Origin of the sequence: Octadecabacter algicola (assembly GCF_021532625.1) — a bacterium.
Classification (GTDB): domain Bacteria; phylum Pseudomonadota; class Alphaproteobacteria; order Rhodobacterales; family Rhodobacteraceae; genus Octadecabacter; species Octadecabacter algicola.
This window is the reverse complement of the sequence record NZ_JAKGAR010000001.1, coordinates 719,231-741,303: the sequence shown is the minus strand read 5'-3', so window position 1 is coordinate 741,303 and position 22,073 is coordinate 719,231. Positions and strand designations below refer to the sequence as shown.

At 54.3% G+C, this 22,073-nt stretch carries 25 protein-coding genes; 20 read left to right on the top strand and 5 right to left on the bottom strand.

The window, feature by feature from the left end; translation table 11 throughout:
- Position 1: 1 nt before the first annotated feature.
- The 12 genes from uppS (at position 2) to L0666_RS03520 (ending at position 11,599) form a co-directional block, all read left to right on the top strand.
- Positions 2-721, top strand: a complete 720-nt coding sequence (gene uppS, locus L0666_RS03570) for a polyprenyl diphosphate synthase (protein WP_235258710.1) — start codon at positions 2-4, stop codon at positions 719-721.
- Positions 721-1,512 carry a phosphatidate cytidylyltransferase gene (locus L0666_RS03565; protein WP_235258702.1) on the top strand — a complete coding sequence of 264 codons (792 nt, stop codon included), beginning with the start codon at positions 721-723 and terminating at the stop codon, positions 1,510-1,512. The genes uppS and L0666_RS03565 overlap by 1 nt, the downstream gene beginning before the upstream one ends.
- The gene (dxr, locus tag L0666_RS03560) at positions 1,509-2,681 is read left to right on the top strand and encodes a 1-deoxy-D-xylulose-5-phosphate reductoisomerase (RefSeq protein WP_235258700.1); all 1,173 of its coding nucleotides are present in this window, start codon (positions 1,509-1,511) and stop codon (positions 2,679-2,681) included. The genes L0666_RS03565 and dxr overlap by 4 nt, the downstream gene beginning before the upstream one ends.
- Positions 2,682-2,693: 12 nt before the next feature.
- A complete protein-coding gene (rseP, locus tag L0666_RS03555; protein ID WP_418887979.1) occupies positions 2,694-4,085 on the top strand; it encodes an RIP metalloprotease RseP in 1,392 nt (463 codons plus the stop codon).
- Positions 4,086-4,173: 88 nt separating this feature from the next.
- Entirely contained in the window at positions 4,174-4,302 is a 129-nt protein-coding gene (locus tag L0666_RS17240; RefSeq protein ID WP_272492152.1) for a hypothetical protein, read from the top strand.
- A gap of 137 nt (positions 4,303-4,439) precedes the next feature.
- Complete coding sequence (gene bamA, locus L0666_RS03550) at positions 4,440-6,752, top strand: outer membrane protein assembly factor BamA (RefSeq protein ID WP_235258690.1); 2,313 nt, start codon at positions 4,440-4,442, stop codon at positions 6,750-6,752.
- Positions 6,752-7,390, top strand: a complete 639-nt coding sequence (locus tag L0666_RS03545; protein WP_235258688.1) for an OmpH/Skp family outer membrane protein — start codon at positions 6,752-6,754, stop codon at positions 7,388-7,390. Before bamA ends, L0666_RS03545 begins: the two co-directional genes overlap by 1 nt.
- A 97-nt stretch (positions 7,391-7,487) precedes the next feature.
- The gene (gene fabZ / locus L0666_RS03540; protein WP_216036772.1) at positions 7,488-7,949 is read left to right on the top strand and encodes a 3-hydroxyacyl-ACP dehydratase FabZ; all 462 of its coding nucleotides are present in this window, start codon (positions 7,488-7,490) and stop codon (positions 7,947-7,949) included.
- 3 nt (positions 7,950-7,952) lie between these two features.
- Positions 7,953-8,732, top strand: coding sequence for an acyl-ACP--UDP-N-acetylglucosamine O-acyltransferase (lpxA, locus tag L0666_RS03535; RefSeq protein WP_235258686.1), 780 nt, complete (start codon positions 7,953-7,955; stop codon positions 8,730-8,732).
- Entirely contained in the window at positions 8,729-9,640 is a 912-nt protein-coding gene (locus L0666_RS03530; RefSeq protein ID WP_235258671.1) for an LpxI family protein, read from the top strand. The genes lpxA and L0666_RS03530 overlap by 4 nt, the downstream gene beginning before the upstream one ends.
- On the top strand, positions 9,637-10,791 hold the full coding sequence (lpxB, locus tag L0666_RS03525) for a lipid-A-disaccharide synthase (protein ID WP_235258661.1): 1,155 nt from the start codon (positions 9,637-9,639) through the stop codon (positions 10,789-10,791). Before L0666_RS03530 ends, lpxB begins: the two co-directional genes overlap by 4 nt.
- Before the next feature lie 40 nt (positions 10,792-10,831).
- Entirely contained in the window at positions 10,832-11,599 is a 768-nt protein-coding gene (locus L0666_RS03520) for an HpcH/HpaI aldolase family protein (protein ID WP_235258659.1), read from the top strand.
- Between the two features lie 2 nt (positions 11,600-11,601).
- Here L0666_RS03520 and L0666_RS03515 read toward each other — a convergent pair whose 3' ends face one another.
- Positions 11,602-12,714: a Ppx/GppA phosphatase family protein gene (locus L0666_RS03515; protein WP_235258657.1), complete on the bottom strand. Its 1,113-nt coding sequence runs from the start codon at positions 12,712-12,714 to the stop codon at positions 11,602-11,604.
- Between the two features lie 215 nt (positions 12,715-12,929).
- Here L0666_RS03515 and L0666_RS03510 point away from each other — a divergent pair, with 215 nt between their 5' ends.
- Positions 12,930-13,226: a virulence factor gene (locus L0666_RS03510; RefSeq protein WP_235258655.1), complete on the top strand. Its 297-nt coding sequence runs from the start codon at positions 12,930-12,932 to the stop codon at positions 13,224-13,226.
- 20 nt (positions 13,227-13,246) lie between these two features.
- Positions 13,247-14,167 (top strand): methylenetetrahydrofolate reductase, encoded by a 921-nt coding sequence (locus tag L0666_RS03505; protein WP_235258653.1) that lies wholly within the window; start codon positions 13,247-13,249, stop codon positions 14,165-14,167.
- Positions 14,168-14,278: 111 nt separating this feature from the next.
- Here L0666_RS03505 and L0666_RS03500 read toward each other — a convergent pair whose 3' ends face one another.
- Together L0666_RS03500 and L0666_RS03495 are read right to left on the bottom strand one after the other, a co-directional pair.
- A complete protein-coding gene (locus tag L0666_RS03500) occupies positions 14,279-14,827 on the bottom strand; it encodes a methyltransferase family protein (RefSeq protein ID WP_235258651.1) in 549 nt (182 codons plus the stop codon).
- On the bottom strand, positions 14,827-15,462 hold the full coding sequence (locus tag L0666_RS03495) for a cation efflux transmembrane domain-containing protein (RefSeq protein WP_235258649.1): 636 nt from the start codon (positions 15,460-15,462) through the stop codon (positions 14,827-14,829). The genes L0666_RS03500 and L0666_RS03495 overlap by 1 nt, the downstream gene beginning before the upstream one ends.
- 72 nt (positions 15,463-15,534) lie before the next feature.
- Here L0666_RS03495 and L0666_RS03490 point away from each other — a divergent pair, with 72 nt between their 5' ends.
- The 4 genes from L0666_RS03490 to L0666_RS03475 all read left to right on the top strand — a co-directional run bounded on the left by L0666_RS03490 (position 15,535) and on the right by L0666_RS03475 (position 19,160).
- Positions 15,535-15,951 (top strand): MerR family transcriptional regulator, encoded by a 417-nt coding sequence (locus L0666_RS03490; protein ID WP_235258647.1) that lies wholly within the window; start codon positions 15,535-15,537, stop codon positions 15,949-15,951.
- 235 nt (positions 15,952-16,186) lie between these two features.
- Positions 16,187-17,266 carry a methyltetrahydrofolate cobalamin methyltransferase gene (locus L0666_RS03485; RefSeq protein ID WP_235258645.1) on the top strand — a complete coding sequence of 360 codons (1,080 nt, stop codon included), beginning with the start codon at positions 16,187-16,189 and terminating at the stop codon, positions 17,264-17,266.
- A gap of 235 nt (positions 17,267-17,501) precedes the next feature.
- Complete coding sequence (locus tag L0666_RS03480; protein ID WP_235258643.1) at positions 17,502-18,191, top strand: DUF4386 domain-containing protein; 690 nt, start codon at positions 17,502-17,504, stop codon at positions 18,189-18,191.
- Positions 18,192-18,503: 312 nt separating this feature from the next.
- A complete protein-coding gene (locus L0666_RS03475) occupies positions 18,504-19,160 on the top strand; it encodes a thermonuclease family protein (RefSeq protein ID WP_235258641.1) in 657 nt (218 codons plus the stop codon).
- 4 nt (positions 19,161-19,164) lie between these two features.
- Here the strand turns inward: L0666_RS03475 and L0666_RS03470 are convergent, their stop codons facing one another.
- Both L0666_RS03470 and mnmA read right to left on the bottom strand, forming a co-directional pair.
- Positions 19,165-19,548: an MAPEG family protein gene (locus L0666_RS03470; protein WP_235258633.1), complete on the bottom strand. Its 384-nt coding sequence runs from the start codon at positions 19,546-19,548 to the stop codon at positions 19,165-19,167.
- Positions 19,549-19,592: 44 nt separating this feature from the next.
- The gene (mnmA, locus tag L0666_RS03465; RefSeq protein WP_235258631.1) at positions 19,593-20,732 is read right to left on the bottom strand and encodes a tRNA 2-thiouridine(34) synthase MnmA; all 1,140 of its coding nucleotides are present in this window, start codon (positions 20,730-20,732) and stop codon (positions 19,593-19,595) included.
- 156 nt (positions 20,733-20,888) lie between these two features.
- Between mnmA and sciP the strand changes: the two genes are divergently transcribed.
- Positions 20,889-21,167, top strand: coding sequence for a CtrA inhibitor SciP (gene sciP / locus L0666_RS03460; protein ID WP_235258623.1), 279 nt, complete (start codon positions 20,889-20,891; stop codon positions 21,165-21,167).
- A 90-nt stretch (positions 21,168-21,257) separates the two neighbouring features.
- A complete protein-coding gene (gene ctrA / locus L0666_RS03455) occupies positions 21,258-21,977 on the top strand; it encodes a response regulator transcription factor CtrA (protein WP_235258621.1) in 720 nt (239 codons plus the stop codon).
- Positions 21,978-22,073: the final 96 nt, after the last annotated feature.

Below are 22,073 nucleotides of genomic sequence, written 5' to 3'. Positions count from 1 at the left end.
CATGGCCAAAGACAGCAAAGCCGGGCCAAATCACGTCGCCATCATCATGGATGGCAATGGGCGTTGGGCTCAGATGCGCGGTCGCCCGCGGCTTTTTGGGCACCACGCTGGTGCCAAGCGGGTCCGTGACATTGTTGAATCCTGTCCCGGATTTGACGTTAAGTATCTGACAATATTTGCATTCTCGACAGAGAACTGGAAGCGCACTCAAACCGAAGTCGCAGGTTTGATGAAACTGTTCCGCCGTTACATTCAACGCGAAGCGCGTGATCTCTTGGCGCGCGGAGTGCGGGTTCGTTTTATTGGTGATCGGGTTCGGCTGGACGATAAGCTCGTCAATATGATGGACGAACTAGAATTGCTGACCCGTGACAACGACAAGGTCCATCTGACGATTGCGCTGAACTATGGTGGGCGCGACGAAGTTGCACGCGCAACGAAGCGTCTGGCCTATGATGTAGAACAGGGGCGTTTGGCGCCCAAGGATATCGACGATGAAACACTTCCGAAGTATCTGGATACCTGTTTCCTACCAGATCCGGACTTGGTGATCCGCACAAGCGGCGAAGCGCGGATTTCTAATTTCCTGCTCTGGCAATCGGCCTATGCCGAGTATGATTTCATCGACACGCTTTGGCCTGACTTTACACCAGCGGTCTTTGAAAAGGTGCTGGACGGGTTCAAAGCCCGTGACCGCCGTTTTGGGGCGGTCAAAGTCTGATGGCGGCCAACTGGGAAGACCTCAAACCGCGGTTGTTGTCCAGCGTGTGGATGGCGGCAATCGGTATTGGTGCCATCATTATGGGTGGTGTCTGGTTTCAGATGCTTGCGGTGTTTGTGACAGCTGTCATGGTTTGGGAATGCTGGATCATGATCCGTGGGGCGTCTCCAACATCTGGGATGTTGTTGGCAGCGGCGGTGGCCTCGATTTTGTCCGCACAGGTTTTCGGCGGCTCTCAAGCACCTGAATTTTTGTTTCTTTTCCTTGTGGTGCCTGTCATTGGTGCTTTGGTTCTGAACCGCGAACGCATAACGTTTTTCGTCTTTGCATTGGCTTTGCAGATCGCGGGCTGGGGCTTAGTTCATTTTAGGATTGATTACGGGTTTACATGGTTGATCTGGCTGGTTGGCATCGTCGTCATGACGGATGTTGCTGGGTATTTCGCAGGTAAATCACTGGGCGGGCCGAAATTTTGGCCTGCGATCAGCCCCAAGAAGACCTGGAGCGGGACAATAGGCGGCTGGATTGGTGCAGCACTTGTCGGGTTTATCTTTACACTGTTCACCAACGCAGGCCTGTCGATCATCCTCTTGTCCGTCGTTATCAGCTTTGCAGGCCAGATGGGCGATATTGCCGAAAGTGCGCTGAAGCGCCGCCAAGGGGTCAAAGATAGCTCGACCTTGATCCCGGGCCATGGCGGGTTGTTTGACCGCTTTGATGCCTTGCTTGGGGCGTCCTTGTTCATGCTGCTTGTGGCCAGTATCTTCAACGTCCCCGGAGTGGCCTTTTGAAGCGGATTACAGTTCTCGGGGCGACGGGGTCTATCGGGCAAAACACCATTGATCTGATTCGACGCGCGCCTGACAATTACGATGTCGTTGCCGTGACGGGCGCGACCAACATCAAGCAATTGATCAAAGATGCCATAGACCTGCGCGCTGATATCGCTGTCACGTCTGATGAAACCCGACTAGCGGAGTTGCGCGATGGACTGGCGGGCACCGGAATTGAAGCTGCGGCCGGTGCCGCAGCACTGATAGAAGCGGCTGCACGCCCAGCCGATTGGATCATGTCGGCCATTGTCGGGTTTGCCGGTCTTGCGCCGGGGCTCGAAGCGCTCACGCATGGCACAACTTTGGCGCTCGCAAACAAGGAATCCCTTGTTACGGCTGGCCCGCTTTTGATGGGTAAGGCCAAGCGGTTAGGGGCGACAGTCCTGCCTGTCGACAGTGAACATTCGGCCGTTTTTCAAGCCTTGATTGGCGAGGATATTACCGCTGTCGAGCGGGTCATCATCACGGCCAGTGGCGGAGCGTTTCGCGACCATCCGATCGAAGCGCTTGCCAACGTTACGGTGGCACAAGCGTCCCAGCATCCCAACTGGGACATGGGGCAGCGCATTACAATTGATTCCGCGACTATGTTTAACAAGGCGATGGAACTGATTGAGACAAAAGAGTTTTTTGATGTTTCCGCATCGCAGATCGAAACAATCGTTCACCCCGAAAGCCTGATCCACGCCCTTGTGGGGTTCAATGACGGGGCTTTGATGGCCCATGTCGGACCGCACGATATGCGCCACGCGATCGGGTTCGCGCTGAATTACCCAGATCGCAAAACTTTGCCAGTTGAACGGCTGGACCTTGCCAAGATCGGACAATTGAATTTCCGCACGCCTGATCCGGCGCGTTACCCAGCCCTTGCCATTGCCGATCAGGTTATGGCCGAAGGCGGGCTATCGGGTGCAGTCTTTAACGCCGCCAAGGAACAGGCGCTGGATCATTTCATTGCGGGCGATTGTGGGTTTACAGATATGGCGCGGGTCGTTCAGACGGTGCTTGACGTTATGTTGACCCGAGAGGGGCTGCAAAATGCCACGATCACATTAGATAGCGTGCGAGAAGCCGACGCCATGGCGCGCGCACTCACAAGCGAAGAAATTACAGACACAAAGGGCTAAACCTTGGAAATTCTGAATACGTTGATCTCGTCTTTCGGCAGCTTTGGCTGGACGCTTGTGTCGTTTGTGGTCGCTTTGTCGATCATCGTGGCGATCCACGAATATGGTCACTACATCGTTGGACGTTGGTCGGGCATTCACGCCGAGGTGTTTTCCATCGGGTTTGGTAAAGTGCTTTGGAGCCGTACTGACAAACGCGGAACCGTCTGGCAGATCGCGCTTTTACCGTTCGGGGGATACGTTAAATTCTTGGGCGATGCGAATGCGGCCTCTGTCGGGAGTGTCGCGGAAACAGAAGACGAACACATCGAAGAATATATGGCGCAATCTAACGCACGTGCTGGTGCGGAGGCCTTGGGCCTAACCAAGCGCAACACGATGTTGGGGGCACCACTCTGGGGCCGTGCGGCGACAGTTGCCGCTGGTCCAATCTTTAATTTTATCCTGTCTTTCTTCGTGTTTGCGGGTCTTCTGCTGTTTCAAGGCCAGCCGATTACGCCGCTGACTGTTTCGTCATTGCCAAGCTTCCCTGAAAGCATCGAACAACAATTGCTGCCAGGTGATCAGGTCATCAGCGTTGAAGGCAACGCGTTGGATTACCCAGACGGTTTTGCAGACGCGATCGCTGATTTGCCGTCTCAACCATCGCTTACCTATGAGGTTGTGCGCAACGGTGAGACAATGACAGTACAGGGGCCGCAGCCGCAGCCTGCATTCGTTCAATCGATTACACCGCGTTCTGCAGCAGATGATGCTGGACTTAAGATTGGCGACGTCATCGTAAGCATGAATGGGACAGCGGTTTATCAGTTTGCTGATATGATTAACGAAGTGAATGCTACGGGCGCCAACCCAATCGAGCTGGAAGTCTGGCGCGATGGTGAGATGCGTGTTGAAACACTAACACCACGTTTACAGGCGATTCCCCAGTCAGACGGGTCAATGTTGGATGAACCAAAGCTCGGTATCGGCAATGGCGGTTTGTTCTTTGACCCAGCAACCAGCAGCGTCGGTATCTTGGAATCCGCTGGGCTTGCCGCAAAACAGGTTTGGTTCATTATCGTTCAGTCTTTGAACGGTTTGAAGCAAATGATCATCGGCAACATCAATACATGTAATTTAAGCGGGCCTGTCGGCATTGCGGAAACCGCTGGATCTATGGCCAGTCAGGGCGCGGTGAGCTTTATCAGCTTGATCGCCGTACTGTCTACGGCTGTTGGCCTGTTGAACCTGTTCCCAATTCCGGTTCTCGACGGGGGACACCTTGTATTTCATGCCTATGAAGCGGTGACAGGTAAGATGCCAAGTGACGGCGCATTGCGCGTTTTCATGGCCATTGGCCTTGCGATGATCGGCACATTGATGCTGTTCGCAATTGGTAATGATCTGCTGTTTTGCCCGTAAGTTACCTTAGCGTTGCCCAGAAGTTGCCACATTTGAATGCGACCTTTCTGCTGTCTATAAATATCTGTTAGTACCTAAGGGCGTAAAAATGCAAACAATCACAGCTGGATATCAAGGCGTTAGCCTTTTGGTGAACCTGAACTGGGATCGTCTTATTTACATCGCTACTATTGCTGCTGCTTTGGGTGGCGGTGCTTGGCTTGGATCTTACCACTAGAACCGTCCGCCAACGCGGCCCATACGGTCGCCTAACGGCATGAAGATGCGCGTCCCTCGGGGCGCGTTTGTTCGTTTTGACAAGCGTTGTTCAGGGGAGTAGACCAGTTGTAACTGGGACCCCATACGAGCAAAAAAATGAAAAACGCGCAGCAGGCTGTCATCGTAATTTCGGATCGTTTTCGGGTAGGGGCCTTTGCGCTCTTTTTACTCGTTTCGGGGATGATGGCGCTCGCCAGCCCTGTATTTGCTCAGAATTTCACGTTTTCCAACGTTTCCGTCGAGGGAAACCAAAGGATCGAAACCGGTACGATCCTAACGTATCTCGGGTTCGGACAAGGCGAAACTGTTACTGCTGGGGCCGTCAATGACGCCGCCCAAAGGATTCGCGGCACAGGCCTGTTCGAGAGTGTTGATGTCGTCCCACAGGGCAACACATTGGTTATTCGGGTTGTAGAATTCCCAACAGTCAACCGCATCACTTTCGAGGGCAACAGCCGCGTCCGTGATGATGAACTGTCGGCCGTCGTGACCAGCCAAGCCCGCCGTGTCTATAGTCCATCTCAAGCCGAAGCTGACACAGCTGCAATAACACAAGTCTATGCAGATCAGGGCCGTGTTAACGCAACGGTTGCACCGCGGATTATTGAACGTTCCGATAACCGCGTCGATCTGGTGTTTGAAGTATTCGAAGGTGGCCTGACAGAAGTCGAACGCATTAGCTTTGTTGGCAACCGCTCGTTCGGCGAGAACCGTTTGCGCCGCGTTTTGGAAACCAAGCAGGCCGGTATTTTGCGTGCCGTCATTGGACGTGACACATACATCGCCGACCGCGTGGCGTTCGACCAACAGGTCCTGAGCGACTTTTACCAATCCCGCGGCTATGTGGACTTCCAAGTCCAGAACGTGGACGTATCTTTGACCCGCGAACGTGATGCCTACCTGATTACGTTTAACGTTCAAGAAGGACAGAAGTTTGAATTCGGTAATATTACGCTGACTTCTGAAATCACTGGCGCGGACCCCGAGTTTTATGAACGTGCATTGCGGCTTCGGACTGGCGTAACCTATTCGCCGGAACTCATTGAACGCGATATTTCCCGTATTGAGCTGCTGGCGCTAAACCAAGGTCTAAACTTTGTGCGTGTTGAGCCACGGATTACGCGAAATGACCGGACACTGACATTGGATGTCGAATTTGCCATGGTGAATGGCCCGCGTATCTTCGTTGAACGCATCGACATCGAAGGCAACAACACGACATTGGACCGCGTCATTCGTTCACGTTTCGATGTGGTTGAGGGCGATCCGTTCAACCCACGCCAAATCCGCGAATCTGCCGAACGCATTCGCGCACTGGGGTATTTCTCCAGCGCAGCTGTTGATGCCCGCGAAGGGTCCAGCGCGGATCAGGTTGTTATTGATGTTGACGTCGAAGAGGCTCCAACCGGATCGCTGTCCTTTGGTGGTAACTTTTCAACAGACACCGGCTTCAGCCTTTTGGCGAAGTTTAACCAGCGCAACTTCCTTGGTCGTGGCCAATCGCTAAGCTTTGCATTGCAAGCGGGTGAAGACGACCAAACGCTGAGCTTTGGATTCACGGAACCGCGTCTGTTGGGGCGGGATTTGTTGTTTGGCCTGAATGCCAGCTACAATACCAGCGACAGCGACGATACGACATTTGATACCACCACGGCGCTTTTCCAGCCGCGTATTGGCTTTCCGGTCTCTGAGAATGGCCGCCTTAGCCTGTATTACTCTTATGAATACACGGACATCAAAGACGTAGACACAAATGCATCCGCGTTTATCCAAGCGGACGAAGGTTCGGTAGGCACGCATGCTTTGGGTTATGCTTACAGCTACGATACCCGTCGCACGGGGCTTAATCCGAATGCCGGCATGTTGTTCCAGTTCGGTCAGAAGTTCGGCGTTGGGGATGCGTCCTTTATCGAGACAACCGCCGAAGTCACCGGACAAACGCGTGTCTTGAACGAAGAGTTGACCCTGCGAGCAACCCTTGAAGGTGGTCTTCTGAGCTATTCAGATGGCAACAGCCGCATCACTGACCGTTATTTCCTTGGCAGCAACATCATGCGTGGATTTGAACCGGGCGGTATTGGTCCGCGTGACAGTGTATCAGCCGAAAACGAAGCACTTGGCGGTAACGCCTTCGCGGTACTGCGTCTTGAGGCTGAATTCCCGCTCGGCTTGCCAGAAGAATACGGGATCTCGGGTGGTGTGTTCCTCGATTACGGATCTGTTTGGGATTCAGGTTTGAACAGCTCGGACGTTATCTATGATGACTTTACTCCACGCATGATCGCTGGTGTATCAGTGTTCTGGGACACGCCGATTGGCCCATTGCGGTTCAACTGGACCGAACCGTTGGATGTACAGCCATTTGATGAAACCAAGCAGTTTGACGTCACTATTTCGACTGATTTTTGATGCGGGGCCACGCCTCTCGACTGTTGGCCGCTTTGGCGATTGCCAGCGGGGCTGGGGGCGTAGGTGCACAACAAGTTAGAGAGCCATCGGTCTTCGAAGTACCGCCAGCGCAGCTTGCGCCGTCTTTGTTAACTGTTGATATCGAGCGACTGTTTTCTCAATCGCAGTTTGGTCAACGCATAGCGGAAACATATACCCAAGACCGAATTGAGCTGAACGTTGAGAACCGCCGCATCGCTGAGGCCCTGCGAGCAGAAGAACTTGACCTAACGGCGCGCCGAGCTGAGATGGAACCAGATGTGTTCCGCACAGAGGCTCAAGCATTTGACGAGAAAGCCCAAGGCATTCGCCGTGCTCAAGATGCTAAAGAAACGGCTCTAGAAGAGTCGCTGAATGACGCCCGGACCCAGTTCCTTGAGGTGACCCAACCGATCTTGGGTCAATTGATGGTCGAAAGAGGCGCGTTCGCGATTTTAGATCGTCGTTCAGTTTTGTTGTCTCTGGGCAGTATCGACATAACTGACGATGCGATCGCGCGCATTGACGAGACTATCGGCGATGGGTCTGAAGCGGCAGCAGCGCTCGACGATGAACCCGACGAGACCCCAGCACCAGATGCTGAGACTGGCGACAACTAAACGCACTCTTGGGCTTCGCGGCTTGCCCAGACGCAGCGGGCTTGTTAGGCAGATAAAACGATTACGTCCACGCCTTGTCTTTTGACCGGAGAGCTTCATGTCTGACGCCATTACAACCGCCGATATCCAATTGATCCAACGGATTATCCCACACCGCTATCCGTTCCTTTTGGTGGATAAGGTGATCGATATTGATGGCACATCAAGCGCGACAGGTATCAAGAACGTAACCATGAACGAGCCGCACTTTCAGGGCCATTTCCCTGGTACACCAATCATGCCGGGTGTGACGATTATCGAAGCAATGGCGCAGACATCTGCTGTCATGGTCGGCGCGACTATGGGGCTGATGGATAAAGATATGTTGATTTACTTCATGGGCATCGACGGCTGCAAATTCCGTCGCAAAGTAGTCCCCGGTGACGTTCTGGAAATGAAGGTTGAAACCACGCGCGGTAAACCCGGTGGTAAGGTTTGGAAATTCAAAGGCGTCGCAACCGTTGAAGGTGAACTCGCAGCCGAGGCCGAGTTTACGGCGATGATGGACCTGCAAGGCTAAACCATGGCCATTCATCCGTCAGCCATAATCGAGGACGGCGCACAATTGGGCGCAGACGTAACTGTCGGGCCATTTTGCATCGTCGGTCCCAAGGTCGTTCTTGGGGATCGCGTCGAGTTGAAGTCTCATGTCGTTGTGACGGGGGATACGACCATTGGTGCGGACACGGTGATCTTTCCGTTCTGCTGCATTGGTGAAATCCCGCAGGATGTGAAATTCAAGGGCGAAGCGGCAAAGCTGGTGATCGGCGAACGCAATCGCATCCGCGAACATGTCACAATGAATCCGGGCACCGAAGGCGGCGGTGGCATTACGAGTGTTGGCGATGACGGCTTTTTCCTTGCTGGTTGTCACGTGGCCCATGACGCCACGATTGGGAACCGCGTGATTATCGTAAACCAATCTGCTGTTGCAGGGCATTGCGTGGTTGAAGATGATGTCATCATCGGCGGCCTTTGTGGCATTCATCAGTTTGTCCGTATCGGGCAGGGCGCGATTATTGGCGCGCTTTCTATGGTTGCCAACGATGTAATCCCACATGGTTTGGTCATGGGGCCACGCGGTGAGCTGGACGGTCTTAACCTTGTCGGACTCAAGCGGCGCGGAGTGGAACGCAAAGACATCTCGGCCTTGCGGGTTGCTTTCCAGACGCTCAAAGATGGCGAGGGTTCGTTCATGGATCGTGCCAAACGGCTCGGCGATGAAGCGGACAGCAAATATGTGTCACAGATGATGGATTTCATCATGGCTGACACGGATCGCCATTTCCTAACGCCACGATGACGATTGCCTTGATCGCAGGCACGGGCGGATTGCCGCCCCATTTGGCCGGCAGTCTGATGGTGCAAGGGCGCACGCCGATCATCTGCGAAATGCGCGGGTTTGCCTCATCGATTGTGGGGGATTTCCCTCGGATAGGGTTTCGGATTGAAACCCTTGGGACGTTTCTTGAAACACTTAAGGAACTTGGCGTGACCGAGGTCTGCATGGCTGGCGCAATGCAGCGCCCCGACGTTGATCCAACCGCGATCGACCCAGCCACAGCACCGCTTGTACCGCGTTTGATGGGGGCTATGGCCAAGGGGGACGATGGCACATTGCGCGAGATCATTGCCATTTTCGAGGAACGGGGCTTTTCGATTGTTGGGGCGCATAACATCGCACCGGATCTGTTGCCGATCATAGGACAGCACACAACTAAATCCGGACCCGATTTGACAGCGGACCTTGCTGCGGCGGAAGTGGCGCTGAAACAAATGGGCCAAGCAGATCAAGGACAGGCGATGCTGTTGCGCGACGGCGCTGTGATCGCCCGCGAAGACGCCCGCGGCACAGAAGCCATGTTGCGGGATTTCTGTGAGCCACTGGAAAAATCAGGTGGAACGGGGGACCCCTTGGCAGATTTGTTTGAGGGCGCGGTTGATCTTGTGAGCGATGCGATTGACTGGATTTCGGATAAACCCGATGAGAAAGCACCTAACGCCAAAGGGGCGGTCTTGTTCAAGGCGCCCAAACCAGATCAGATATTGAAAGCAGACATGCCACTCATCGGGCCAGACACTGCGATGCAAGCCGCAGAGGCAGGCCTTGCGGGGATCGTCATTCCTCAGGGACGTGTCATGGTTCTTGATTTGCCGCAGGTCGTGGCAATCTTGGATGCCCAAGGCATGTTCTTGCAGGTGGTGCCATGAAGGTCTTTGTAATCGCAGGGGAGCCTTCGGGCGACAAACTGGGTGCAGCCCTAATGGACGGGTTGAAAGAACTGGTGTCTGACGTGTCGTTTGAGGGGGTAGGCGGCGCATTAATGCAAAGCCATGGACTAACTAGCCAGTTCCCGATGGAAGAGCTGTCTTTGATGGGCATTGCGGAAATCCTTCCCAAGTATCGCCACCTGAAACGCCGTATTCGTGAGACTGCGGATGCGATCCTTGCAACGAACCCAGACGTTGTAATTACCATCGATAGCCCGGATTTTTGTTTACGTGTGGCGCGGTTGGTTAAAGCGGCCTCTGATATTCGCACGGTGCATTACGTGGCACCGACGGTTTGGGCATGGCGGGCAGGGCGCGCGGCCAAGATGGCCCGCCATATCGACCATGTGCTCGCGCTGTTTCCGTTTGAGCCGCCCTACATGCTGGAGGCGGGCATGGAGTGTGATTTTGTCGGCCATCCCGTCGCCGCAGAGGCACGGGTATCACAGAAAGAGCTGGATGCATTTGCGACCAAGTCGGGTGCGGCTTTGGGGGCGAACACCATCGTCGTGTTGCCCGGTTCCCGCCGCTCCGAAATTGAACGCCTGAGCGAGACGTTTGTTGCCGCGATTGCCGCGACGGACATATCCGAAAAACAAGTGATCATCCCTACACTTCCCCATTTGCGAGAGACTGTGGCTCAGGTCTTTGAACCGACGCTCAACCGCTGCAACGGCGTTTTGCTGGACGGAGAAGGCCTGTCGCCAGAAGCCGCCGCGCGCGAACGCCTTGTGGCGATGGCCTATGCGGATGTGGCTTTGGCCGCCTCTGGCACGGTGTCGCTGGAACTCGCCGCTGCGGGCACGCCGATGGTGATTGCCTATGATATGAACTGGATGAGCCGCCAGATCATCAGCCGCATGTTGCTAACGGATACGGTGACCTTGGTGAATTTAGTCAGTGAAACCCGTGTTGTGCCTGAATTCATCGGTGCAGACTGTCAGCCCGGCCCAATTGCGCAGGCCCTTAGCAAAACCATCGCGGACCCGTCATCACAGCTGGCCGCCCTTGATCTCACGATGGAGCGATTGGGCCGTGGTGGTGAACGCCCCGGTCTTCGCGCAGCACGGGCAGTGCTTGCACGGATCTAACGTTTAGGCGAAGCTGCGTCAAAATCAAAGGACGACGCATATGCCAGCCCCAAAGAACGCACTCAAGGCCGCTTTACTGAAGGGGGACACACAATGCGGTGTCTGGATGACCCTTGCGAATGGGGCTGTTACCGAAATTGCGGGCAACGCGGGGTTTGCGTGGTGTTTGATTGACGGCGAACACGGCCCCAACACCCTAAGCACAATTCAAATGCAGCTGCAGATTCTTGCCGGAACTGCAGCTCATGCGGTTGTGCGTGTGCCTGCTGGAGAGGATTGGTTGCTAAAGCAAGTGCTGGACCTAGGCGCGCAGACGATTGTCGTGCCGATGGTGAATACGGCAGAACAGGCAGCAAAGATCGCAGCGTCTGTGCGGTATCCAGGCCAAGGAACGCGTGGCATGGGGGCGGCGTTAGCGCGGGCGGCACGGTATGGCGCAATCGTCGACTATGTCGGATCGGCCAATGACCAAATTTGCCTGTTCGTTCAGATCGAAAGCGCTGAGGCCGTCGAAAACGTTGATGCGATCGCTGCCGTGGCCGGTGTGGACGGGCTGTTCGTTGGACCAGCGGATCTAAGCGCGGATATGGGGTTTGTCGGCCAACCCGATGCACCAGAGGTCGTGGCTGCGATCAACCATGTTTACGAACGTACACTGGCTGCGGGTAAAATTGCCGGAACTGTGGTGTTTGATCCCGCCGACATCCCGTCGCAAATTGAACGCGGCGTTCGGTTCCTTGGTGTGGGGTCGGATAGCCTCGTGTTGCAGGTGGGGCTGCAGAACCTCGCGGCCCATCTGCCAGAATAAACCTAGTAGGGTGCGTCTTCGAGAACGCCGTGGGCCGACATTTGTTGGTACAATAGACCCTCGCGCAACCCACGATCTGCAACCGACAACCGATCTGTGGGCCAAAGCCGCATCAAAGTCTGCAAGATAGCTGCACCGGACATGATCAAAGCTTGGCGATCTTTGCCAATCCTAGGATCAGCTTTGCGACCTGCAGCGCCTTGTTTCAGATAGCCATGGATCACCGCATCAATCTGGTCAGACGTCATGCGCAGCCCGTCAACTTTGCTGCGATCATAGCGCCGTAACCCCAGATGACTGGCCGCGACAGTCGTTACGGTTCCTGATGTGCCAATGATCTGGAAGTTCTCGCGAGTTTGCTCCATCGCGGAGGGTGCGAACTTTTCGAGGTTCTCCTCAAAGAACCAAGACATCAATGCAAAACGGGCGGAATCGTCTTCTACATCGGCGAACTGATCGCGCAGGGTCGCCACGCCGAGGGGCACGGAAATCCAATCGACAACTTTTGCTGCGGCAAAGGGCCCAGCATCCTGTCGAAACCCAGCATGCAGGCGCATGATCGCGCGGGGGCGTTCGCGTTTTGGAACATTGGTCAAATCAATCCAGACCAGCTCTGTTGATCCACCACCAATATCTACCACCAAAAGCTGTTCCGTCTTGGTGCTAACAAGCGGGGCGCACGAAATCACCGCCAGCCGCGCTTCTTCTTCAGGTTGGATAATCTCGAGCGATAGGCCGGTTTCGCGTTTGACCTGATTGATAAAAAATTGGGAATTGCGTGCACGACGGCAGGCCTCGGTGGCGACAAGGCGCAGGTTTGTCACGTTGTGGCGTTGAAGTTTCTGGCGGCACACGCGCATAGCATTGACCGTGCGGGCCATAGACGCACGGCTGAGTTTGCCAGTCTGTTCCAGACCATGCCCAAGTTGGACTGATTTGGAAAAGCTGTCGACCACATGAAACTGGCTGCCCTTTGGTTGGGCAATCAGCATACGGCAACTATTTGTGCCCAAATCCAGCGCCGCATATAGCGCAGATGGATCAGGCGGTGTCGGCGCGGGGCGCTCTACCGGTTTTGGGAACGCGCCCGCACCATCGGGACGCTTGGGCGCCATATTAACGCCCTCCATTTTTCGAGTTACCCCCAAGGTATGCCCGCAACGGGTTTGGCGCAAGCGTTGTGATGCACCTCATTCTTGTCATGAGGATTTTGGCAGCACAGCTGGGCGTTAGGGGGTCGCCAATCGCCCGCTCAATGTCGAAAATAGGCGTCGTTGATAGAATAACCCAAGCTAGGTGTTGGGTAACGCAAGAAAGGCGCAAGATTCGCATGGCAGATGTCACAGTAGTTTACTGGCGGGATATCCCCGCTCAGATCATCGTCGGCAAAGGCCGTCGTGGAACCAAGGTTCAGCTTAGCGAACGCTTTGAGCAAGCAATTGACCGTGCCGCAATGAAGTCCGGTGCCGCCGGCACAGATGACTACCTTGCCGATTGGCGCAAGGCCGCACCTTATCAGGTGGATGGCGTAGACGGCGACGTCGCCTCAACCGAAGCTGCGCGTCTGGAAGCGGAATACGACAAAGACCGACTGATCGAGCTTATCAACAACGATGGTCGTGCGTGAGCACGTTAAAGGAGACACTGATGGCGCTATTGAATTTCCGCAAGAAAGCCGAAGAACCAAGTGGTACGAACCCACATCTTGAAGCTTTTCTAGACGGGTATTCCATTGAGGTCATGCCACGTACCGCCGAAAAGGTCGAAGATTTTACGCAGTTGCTGCCCAAAGGCACGCGCGTTTACATTGCCCACATCGAGGGCACTCCGATTGAGGATATGGTCGCCACGGCCAAACGTCTGGCCGCTGATGGCTACCCTGTGATGCCCCATTTTCCGGCCCGTATCATCAAAGACGAAGCGACGTTGAAAAACTGGATCGCCATGTACCAAGGCGAAGCCGGTGTTGATCAGGCGCTGTTGCTGGCGGGTGGCGTGGATACGCCGCACGGGGATTTCCATTCGTCTATGCAATTGCTTGAAACCGGTGCCTTTGGCGAGTTCAAACGGCTTCATGTTGCGGGCCACCCTGAGGGCAACAAAGATATTGATCCAAAAGGCGGCACAGCCAACGTGGACGACGCTTTGCGCTGGAAGCAGACTTTTAGTGAAACCACAGACGCCGAAATGGCGCTCGCCACGCAATTTGCATTTGAAGCGGGCCCAATCATCGAATGGGCCGACAGTCTGAAAGAGGCGGGGATCACGATCCCGATCCATATCGGCATCGCGGGTCCGGCAAAACTTCAGACGATGATCAAATTCGCAATCGCCTGTGGCGTTGGCCCGTCCCTGAAAGTGCTACAAAAACGCGCCAAAGATGTGACCAAACTGCTGTTGCCGTTCGAACCAACACAGGTGCTGTCCGAATTGGCTGCGCACAAAGCGGCCAACCCCGATAGCAATATCGAGAAGGTCCATTTCTTCCCGCTAGGCGGCATCAAAACCAACGCCAATTGGGCGATTGAACATGGTGGGGCGTCTGCAGTGCCTGCTGCTGAGAGTTAATCGTTTACGGCAAGCTAAGGTTTTGGTTTGCAGCGAACGGCAGGTTCGAGCCCATGCCTACCAAGATTCTGCACCATGGCGAAGGTCTGCTTTGTGCACTTAGTCGTTTGCCTACAAGAAACGTCGAACCTTTGCCCTGTAGTCCTCAAACACTGAACCGTATTGCTCCTTGAGCCATGGTTCCTCGGCGAAAGGTGCGGCTATCAGGACGGCTATCCCAGCAAAACCAACTAGCACCGCTTCAGAGGACGCACAAAGGACGATCCAGCCGACAATCATCGCGATATCTGCCACGTACTGTGGATTGCGGGAATAGCGATACATGCCGCTAGTTCGCAACGATCCTTGCGCGCCTCCGGTCTGAGCTATGCCAAACTGCGCGACCTCTGACCACACGATGGCGTTGCCAGCAACGATCAGTGGAATGCCAGCACCGAACCGCAGCCAGATCGGGACTGGCAGGCTTCCCCAATTCAAGACCCCAAGGATGATCAGGATACCAAATAGCGTGAATGTCGGAACCCAAACTAAAATGGGTGTCGCTTTGGTATAGTGCTTTGGCGGCCAATGGCGGCGCTCAGGATATGTGATGGACCAAAGTATCGCTGCTAAGGTGGCCGCCGCGATGGTAAGGCCGATGAGAACCAAGACTGCCTGCATTATGCTTCAACGTGCTTATGGTCGGTCATTTCCCGCCGCTCCGCCAAGGCTTGGCGCACGATCTGGAAGGCCGATGACAAGAACAATCCGGCCATGATAGTTGCCACGATCAAGTCAGGCCAACCCGTCGCCGTGCCCCACACACCAAGTGCTGCAAACATCACGGCCACGTTCCCAATCGCGTCATTGCGCGAGCACAGCCAGACCGACCGGACGTTGGCATCACCGTCTTTGTAGCGGACCAACAGCATGACGCTCGCCAGATTGGTGAGCAGCGCAAGAAAGCCGACCATACCCATGATCTCAGCGGTGGGGACGCCAACATAGAAGACGCGATAGACCGTCGATCCGAACACCCAAAGACCCATCAATAGAAGGCTGAAGCCTTTGAACAATGCCGCATTCGTTCGCGCGCGAAGCGATGCCCCGATGACTGCAAGTGAAATTCCGTAAGTCAGCGCATCGCCCGCAAAGTCAAGAGCGTCCGCTTGCAACGCTTGGGACTTGGCCAGATGGCCTGCTGTCATCTCGATAAAGAACATCGTCGCGTTGAGAGTAATGACGATCCACAGCCGTCTTTTGTAGTCATCTGAAACGCCGTCAAACTTGGCGTCATGTCCGCAGCAACCAGCCATGGGAATCCTCTTTCATTCTTGCTTGATCATAGTGTAATGTCTCTAGTGGCTAGAGGTTCAAGAGGTATCTTCATGTTTTCCATTGGCGAGCTTTCAAAGCGTACAAATGTCAAAGTTCCGACCATCCGGTATTATGAAGTGATGGGGCTAATGCCCGAGGCAGAGCGCACCTCAGGTAACCAAAGGCGCTACGACAAAGCTGGATTGGAGCGGCTGAGTTTTATCCGCCATGCACGTGACCTTGGGTTCTCGATTGAAGCGATCTCGTCATTGATCGAATTGCAAGAGCATCCAGACCGGTCGTGCGAAGCTGCGACGAAGATCGCCACGTCGCAACTTGAAGGCGTCCGCACCAAGATCAAACGTCTCAGAACACTTGAAAAGGAACTCAGCCGAATATCAAAAGGCTGCGATGGTGAAGGCGTGTCGGAAGATTGTTATGTTTTGGCGTCACTGGCCGATCACAATTTGTGCGACAGAGAACATTAAAAACCGTGAAAGCGGACATTGGACCGTCGAGAACGAAAGGCAGCAAAGTCCCGCAAAGCAGACCTTCGACCTTTCGACGTCGTTAGTCTCTTAGAACCCCAGCCATCTCCTCATCATTTACATGAATACTATTCGGGGTGACGTCGCGGGTGGGGCTGGCTATGTCGCTAGTACGCCGTACTTCAAGGAAATGCGCTCTAGGGTTCGGATATAACACACTTACGGAGAGGCCAGTATGACCCGCACTGTTATCGAATCCAAAACCAAGACAGCCGTGATGGGCTTTGACGAACCGTTCTGTGTGATCGGTGAACGTATCAACCCGACGGGCCGCAAAATCCTGAACGAAGAACTTGAACGTGGCGACTTTTCCCGCGTCGAAGCAGATGCGATTGCGCAGACCATGGCAGGCGCGACGGTTCTGGATATTAACTCTGGCGCTGTGTTTTCCAACAAAATGGCCGACGACCCGCGTTATGCGGACAACAACTTTGTTGAGCCTGATTTGATGAGGCAGTTGGTCGAGAAGGTACAGGCGGTTGTTGATACCCCGTTGTGTATCGACAGTTCTGTTCCTGGCGCCCTTGAACAAGGGTTGGCAGCTGCCGAAGGCCGCCCGCTTTTGAATTCGGTCACAGGCGAAGAAGAACGCCTTGAGTTGGTCCTGCCACTCGTCAAAAAATACAACGTACCGGTTGTGGCGATTTCCAACGACGACACAGGCATTTCTGAGGACCCAGATGTGCGGTTTGCGGTCGCCAAAAAGATCGTAGAACGCGCGGCTGACTTTGGCATTCCGGCCCATGACATCGTGGTTGACCCTCTGGTGATGCCAATTGGTGCAATGGGGACGGCTGGTTTGCAGGTCTTTACGCTCGTCCGTCGCTTGCGCGAAGAATTGGGTGTGAACACGACCTGCGGTGCATCCAACATCAGCTTTGGTCTGCCGAACCGCCACGGGATCAACAATGCGTTCCTGCCAATGGCGATGACGGCTGGCATGACATCAGCGATCATGAACCCAGTGGCGCTGCCCGTAGGCCCAAAGAAGATCGCCGCCAAGAAAGAAGAAGTCCTCGCATCCGGTATTATCCTGCCAGACGGCATGGACGACGAAGCCTTCGTTCAGATGTTCGGCATGGGATCGACCATGCCGCGTGCGGGTAAGGAAATGGAAGCCATCCGCGCAGCCAACTTCCTGACCAACAACGACGATGGTGGTGCCGCGTGGATCACCATGAACCGCGAAGCCCCGAAAGCAGGCCAAGAGGGCCGCGGTCGGGCAGGTCGCAAAGGTGGGCGTCGCCGCGGCTGATCCCGACCTGAACTGAAGTTCTCAGGGCGCCCGCCAGATTGTGCGGGCGTTTTGCGTTTCGTCACCTTGCTGGGTAATCCATACAAATACGTATGGTAACTCTCAAAATTTCGGCAATTCCGCACTGTGTGCAGCTGGCCTAAACAGTCTCCAGACCAATGACACATATCAAAATCGACAGCTGCTTAGACGGGACCGTTTAAGCAAATGAAGACCTGAATTCTGGAGAAAGAACATGCCCTCAACATATCCCACAATCAAACTGCCGCGCGTGGCAGGTGCTCTCTACCTGGCGATCGCTTGCTTCGGAGGGTTTAGCATCGGTTATGTGCCACAAGCGATCGTTGTCGCTGGTGATGCATCCGCGACCGCCAGCAATCTGTCCGCCAACCTTGGGCTGTTCAAGCTGGGTGTGTTAGCCGACATTTTTATCATCCTGTTCGAAGTAGCCCTGACGGCAATCCTGTTTGTTTTGTTCCAAAAATCCTGCCCCGTCCTGGCTAACACTGCAATGATCGCGCGGGCTGGCATGGCGATTGTCATGGGATTGAACGTTTTAATCTGGGTCATGCCATTGACGTTTCTCGTCGAGCTATCGGAGCAGACGGCACAGATGATGATGTTCTTTGATGCCCATGCGCTTGGCATATTTGTCTGGCAGCTCTTTTTTGGCGTGCATCTTTTGGCGCTCGGCGCGGCCATCTTGCGCACTGGCTTGGCTCCGGCGCTCTTGGGCTGGGGGCTGTTTATTGGTGCCTTCGGTTATCTGGTGCAGGGCATAGCGAAGCTGATGTTCGTTGAGATCGCAGCGCTGAATATTGTTATCATTGGTCTCTTGGTGATCGTAACGCTGGCCGAACTTAGCTTTGCAATTTGGCTGTTGATTTGGGGGCCAAATCGGATCGCGACCACTATCCATTCGTGAGTTTGTTAAAGAGGATCGATATGCTCGCAGTTTTCTGCGGGCGTTTTGCGTTGTGAACCGTGCTGTTTTTGATCCAGCGGAGTTTGTGCCACGAGTTTTTCCGCGTTCGCTTTGTAAGGGGCAAGACCGTCGGAATCGAGCAGGCGGCACCGGCCACGGTTTAACCAAAATGGGCTCAACCCAAAACACCTTTCTGGAATCTGCGGCACGAGGCTTAGTCGTTTTCGATTGAAATTACTTATGCGTGTAATACATTAAAATCACTCAATTATGAATTGAGGATTTATTTGAAGAAAACCTTGTCGAGTCTTAATGGAAATACTTTTATTGTTGTGCGGGTTCGGAGTGCTGATCGGACTTATAATAAAGCTGACCAAAAACAGCGGAACGCCCCAACCTCCTAAAAAACGGGCGGCGAGATCTGAACCGAAGATTGATGATCCTTTACCACCATTAAATTTTCCAAGCCCTCCACGTCCTAAGCCAGCACGAGCGCCCGAAAATTCAGGCCCGAATGCGGCATGGCGTGCACCTGAACCTCCGGTGAGGGTCATAGAAGGGCGGGCATTTGTAACAGACGGCGATTCACTGGTTATCAAAAGTGTCGAAATTCGGTTGTTTGGTGTCGATGCGCCTGAACTAAATCATCCTTTCGGAAAACGTGCTAAGTGGGCGCTTCTCGCATTGTGCAAAGGACAGGTCATCAAGGCGAAGGTTCACCATGTTGATGCTCATGGGCGCACTGTTGCAAAATGCTATCTGCCGGATGGTCGGGACTTGTCCGCTGAAATGGTCAAGCAGGGCTTGGCCATAGACTGGCCGAAATTTTCAGAAGGCGTATACCGAGCGCTTGAAGTTCCGGACGCCCGCAAGAAAATGTGGCTCGCAGATGCGCGGCAAAAAGGCCGGATGCATGTTTGGAAGCAGTTTGAAGCGAAACAGAACAATCGAGCGCCGGGGGCTAAATAGCCGCTTAGAACAGATGCCACACGGCACCCAACAATGCCAAAACCAATAACGCAGCAATCGGACCAAGCGTGAGCATAAAGCCAGTACCGCGCTTTGAAGGGTCATCCATATAAGCTTGTTGATACAACGTGCGGCCCACCAGATAGACGATGCCGATGGGGGCTATCATCCATGCAGGCCAATATTTCCCAGCCAACAGCAACACGGGCAGAAACGCGATCATAAGCTCAAGCGTGTTCATCTGGACGCGATGCGCTCGCTCGAACCCGTCATGGCCAGTCATCGCAGGGGCCTTGAGGCCTGAATCGCGGCGCTGCATACCAACTAAATAACCAAAATACAGGAACTGGGCGACAGCAAGAAGGGCGATGATTTCGATCAGGGGCATTGATAACTATCCTAAGACTTGGGGTGTTGGGCGAAAACAGGGTGTTAATAGCCGCGCCATATCCAGCCGCCACCAAAGATGCGGCTGCTGTCGCCGTCGTAAAACACGCACGCCTGACCCGGGGACACGCCTTCTTCGGGAGTCAGAAGGTCGACTTCGGCGGTGGTCGCGGACAGGGGGCGCAAAACGGCCTCGACTGGCGGTTTGGTTGAGCGCACTTTGACTGACACATGGCGTTCGGCCACAGCATCAAAGGCATCATCGCCCAGCCAGTTGATTTCGCGCACGGGAACCGTCCGTGTGGTCAGCATCTCTTTTGGCCCTACAATCACGTGGCGTTTGTCGACGTCCAGTTTCACCACATACAAGGGGGTCGACAGACCACCGATCCCAAGCCCTCGGCGCTGACCGATGGTGTAATGAATGACGCCATTATGCTGCGCCAATACCTTGCCGTCGGTGTCCACGATGTCGCCGGGCTCAGCCGCACCGGGGCGGAGCTTTTCGATGACGCTGGCGTAGTTGCCATCCGGTACAAAGCAGATGTCTTGGCTGTCGGGCTTGTCCGCCAGTGCCAAACCATATTTGCGCGCCAAGGCACGTGTTTCTTCCTTGGAGGCGTGATGCCCGAGGGGGAACCGCAGATAATCCAATTGAGCCGGTGTCGTTGAGAACAAGAAGTAGCTCTGGTCCTTGGTCGGGTCCGCCGCTGAATGCAGCTCAGGGCCGCTGTCACCCATCATACGTTGAATGTAGTGCCCGGTGGCCATGCAATCCGCATCCAGATCTTTGGCGGTTTCCAGCAGGTCCTTAAATTTCACGCGTTCATTGCAGCGGATGCAAGGCACAGGAGTCGCACCAGCGAGATAGCTTTCAGCGAATTCATCCATGACCGCTTCTTTAAAGACGTTTTCGTAATCGAGGACGTAATGAGGAAAGCCCATTTCCTCGGCCACGCGGCGGGCATCGTGAATGTCACGGCCCGCACAACACGCACCCTTTTTTGCCAAAGCTGCGCCGTGGTCATACAGTTGCAGGGTCACGCCAACCACATCATAGCCTTGTTCGGCCAGCATGGCTGCGACGACAGAACTGTCCACACCACCAGACATTGCCACGACAACGCGGGTTTCAGACGGCGGTTTGGCGAAGCCAAGAGAGTTTACAGCGGGATCGAGGGGCATGTTATATCCTTTGCGACTGACCCGACAGGGCATCAGCCTTAATGGTATCTGCTGCAATATATGAAAAGTGTAATCACTCTCAAGGGGCGGCTTTACGATCCGTTAGCCGAAAGTGCGCGATACATCTCAAACCTAAGTCACAAAGGGGTGTGAGAGATGTTTTTAAAGAAGATTGAGGGGCCGCGCTCGGTCAAATTACCAGATGGGTCGATTATGACCCGCGCGGATTTGCCGTCACCGAAAACGAGGCGCTGGGTTGCATCCAGAAAGGCACTTGTCGTGCAGGCCGTTGCATGTGGTCTTTTGACAAGGGCGGATGCTGCGGAATCCTATGGTTTATCGGACGATGAGCTGGCGGAATGGGAAACTGCGGTCCGCAACCATGGTGTTAACGCGTTAAAGGCGACAGCTTTACAAAAATATAGACAACCTTAAGGGGAGTTGCATTCTTTTGTTGATCCAGTAACGTGTGGTTAACCATTCTCTTCTTATGGTCGCCTTACACACCGAGATCGGAGAAGCGGAATGCGCGTATTGCTGGTAGAAGACGACCCAACCACGGCCAAGAGCATCGAATTGATGTTAGGCCATGCCAATTTGAATGTGTACACGACGGACTTGGGGGAAGAGGGTATCGATCTCGCCAAGCTGTATGATTATGACCTGATCCTCTTGGACATCAATTTGCCGGATATGAACGGTCACGATGTTCTTCGTCAGCTGCGACTAAGCAGAATAGAAACACCGATTTTGATCCTGTCCGGCGAGGATGGAACTGAAAGCAAGCTTAAAGGCTTTGGGTTTGGGGCAGATGACTACATGACCAAACCGTTCCATCGCGAAGAACTGGTCGCCCGCATCCACGCGATTATCCGTCGCTCCAAAGGGCACGCACAATCCATCATCAAGACCGGCGCGGTTGCAGTGAATTTGGATGCGAAGACAGTCGAAGTCGAAGGGTCCCCAGTGCACCTGACTGGTAAAGAATATCAAATGTTAGAGCTGCTAAGCCTGCGCAAAGGGACGACCTTGACCAAGGAAATGTTCCTCAATCACCTTTACGGTGGGATGGACGAACCTGAGCTCAAGATTATCGACGTGTTTATCTGCAAATTGCGCAAGAAGTTGTCCGAAGCCACGGGCGGCGGCAATCACATCGAAACCGTCTGGGGCCGTGGCTATGTTTTGCGCGACCCAGACCCCGTGAGCATGAGCGATCCGGAACGTATTGCGATCGGCGCCTAGCACAAGGTTCCAAGTTTCGGCCTTAAACGAAACTGGGGGGCTGGACCTGCCGAATACACAGACCTATCACTTAGTTAGTTTGCAGGAACTGACCAT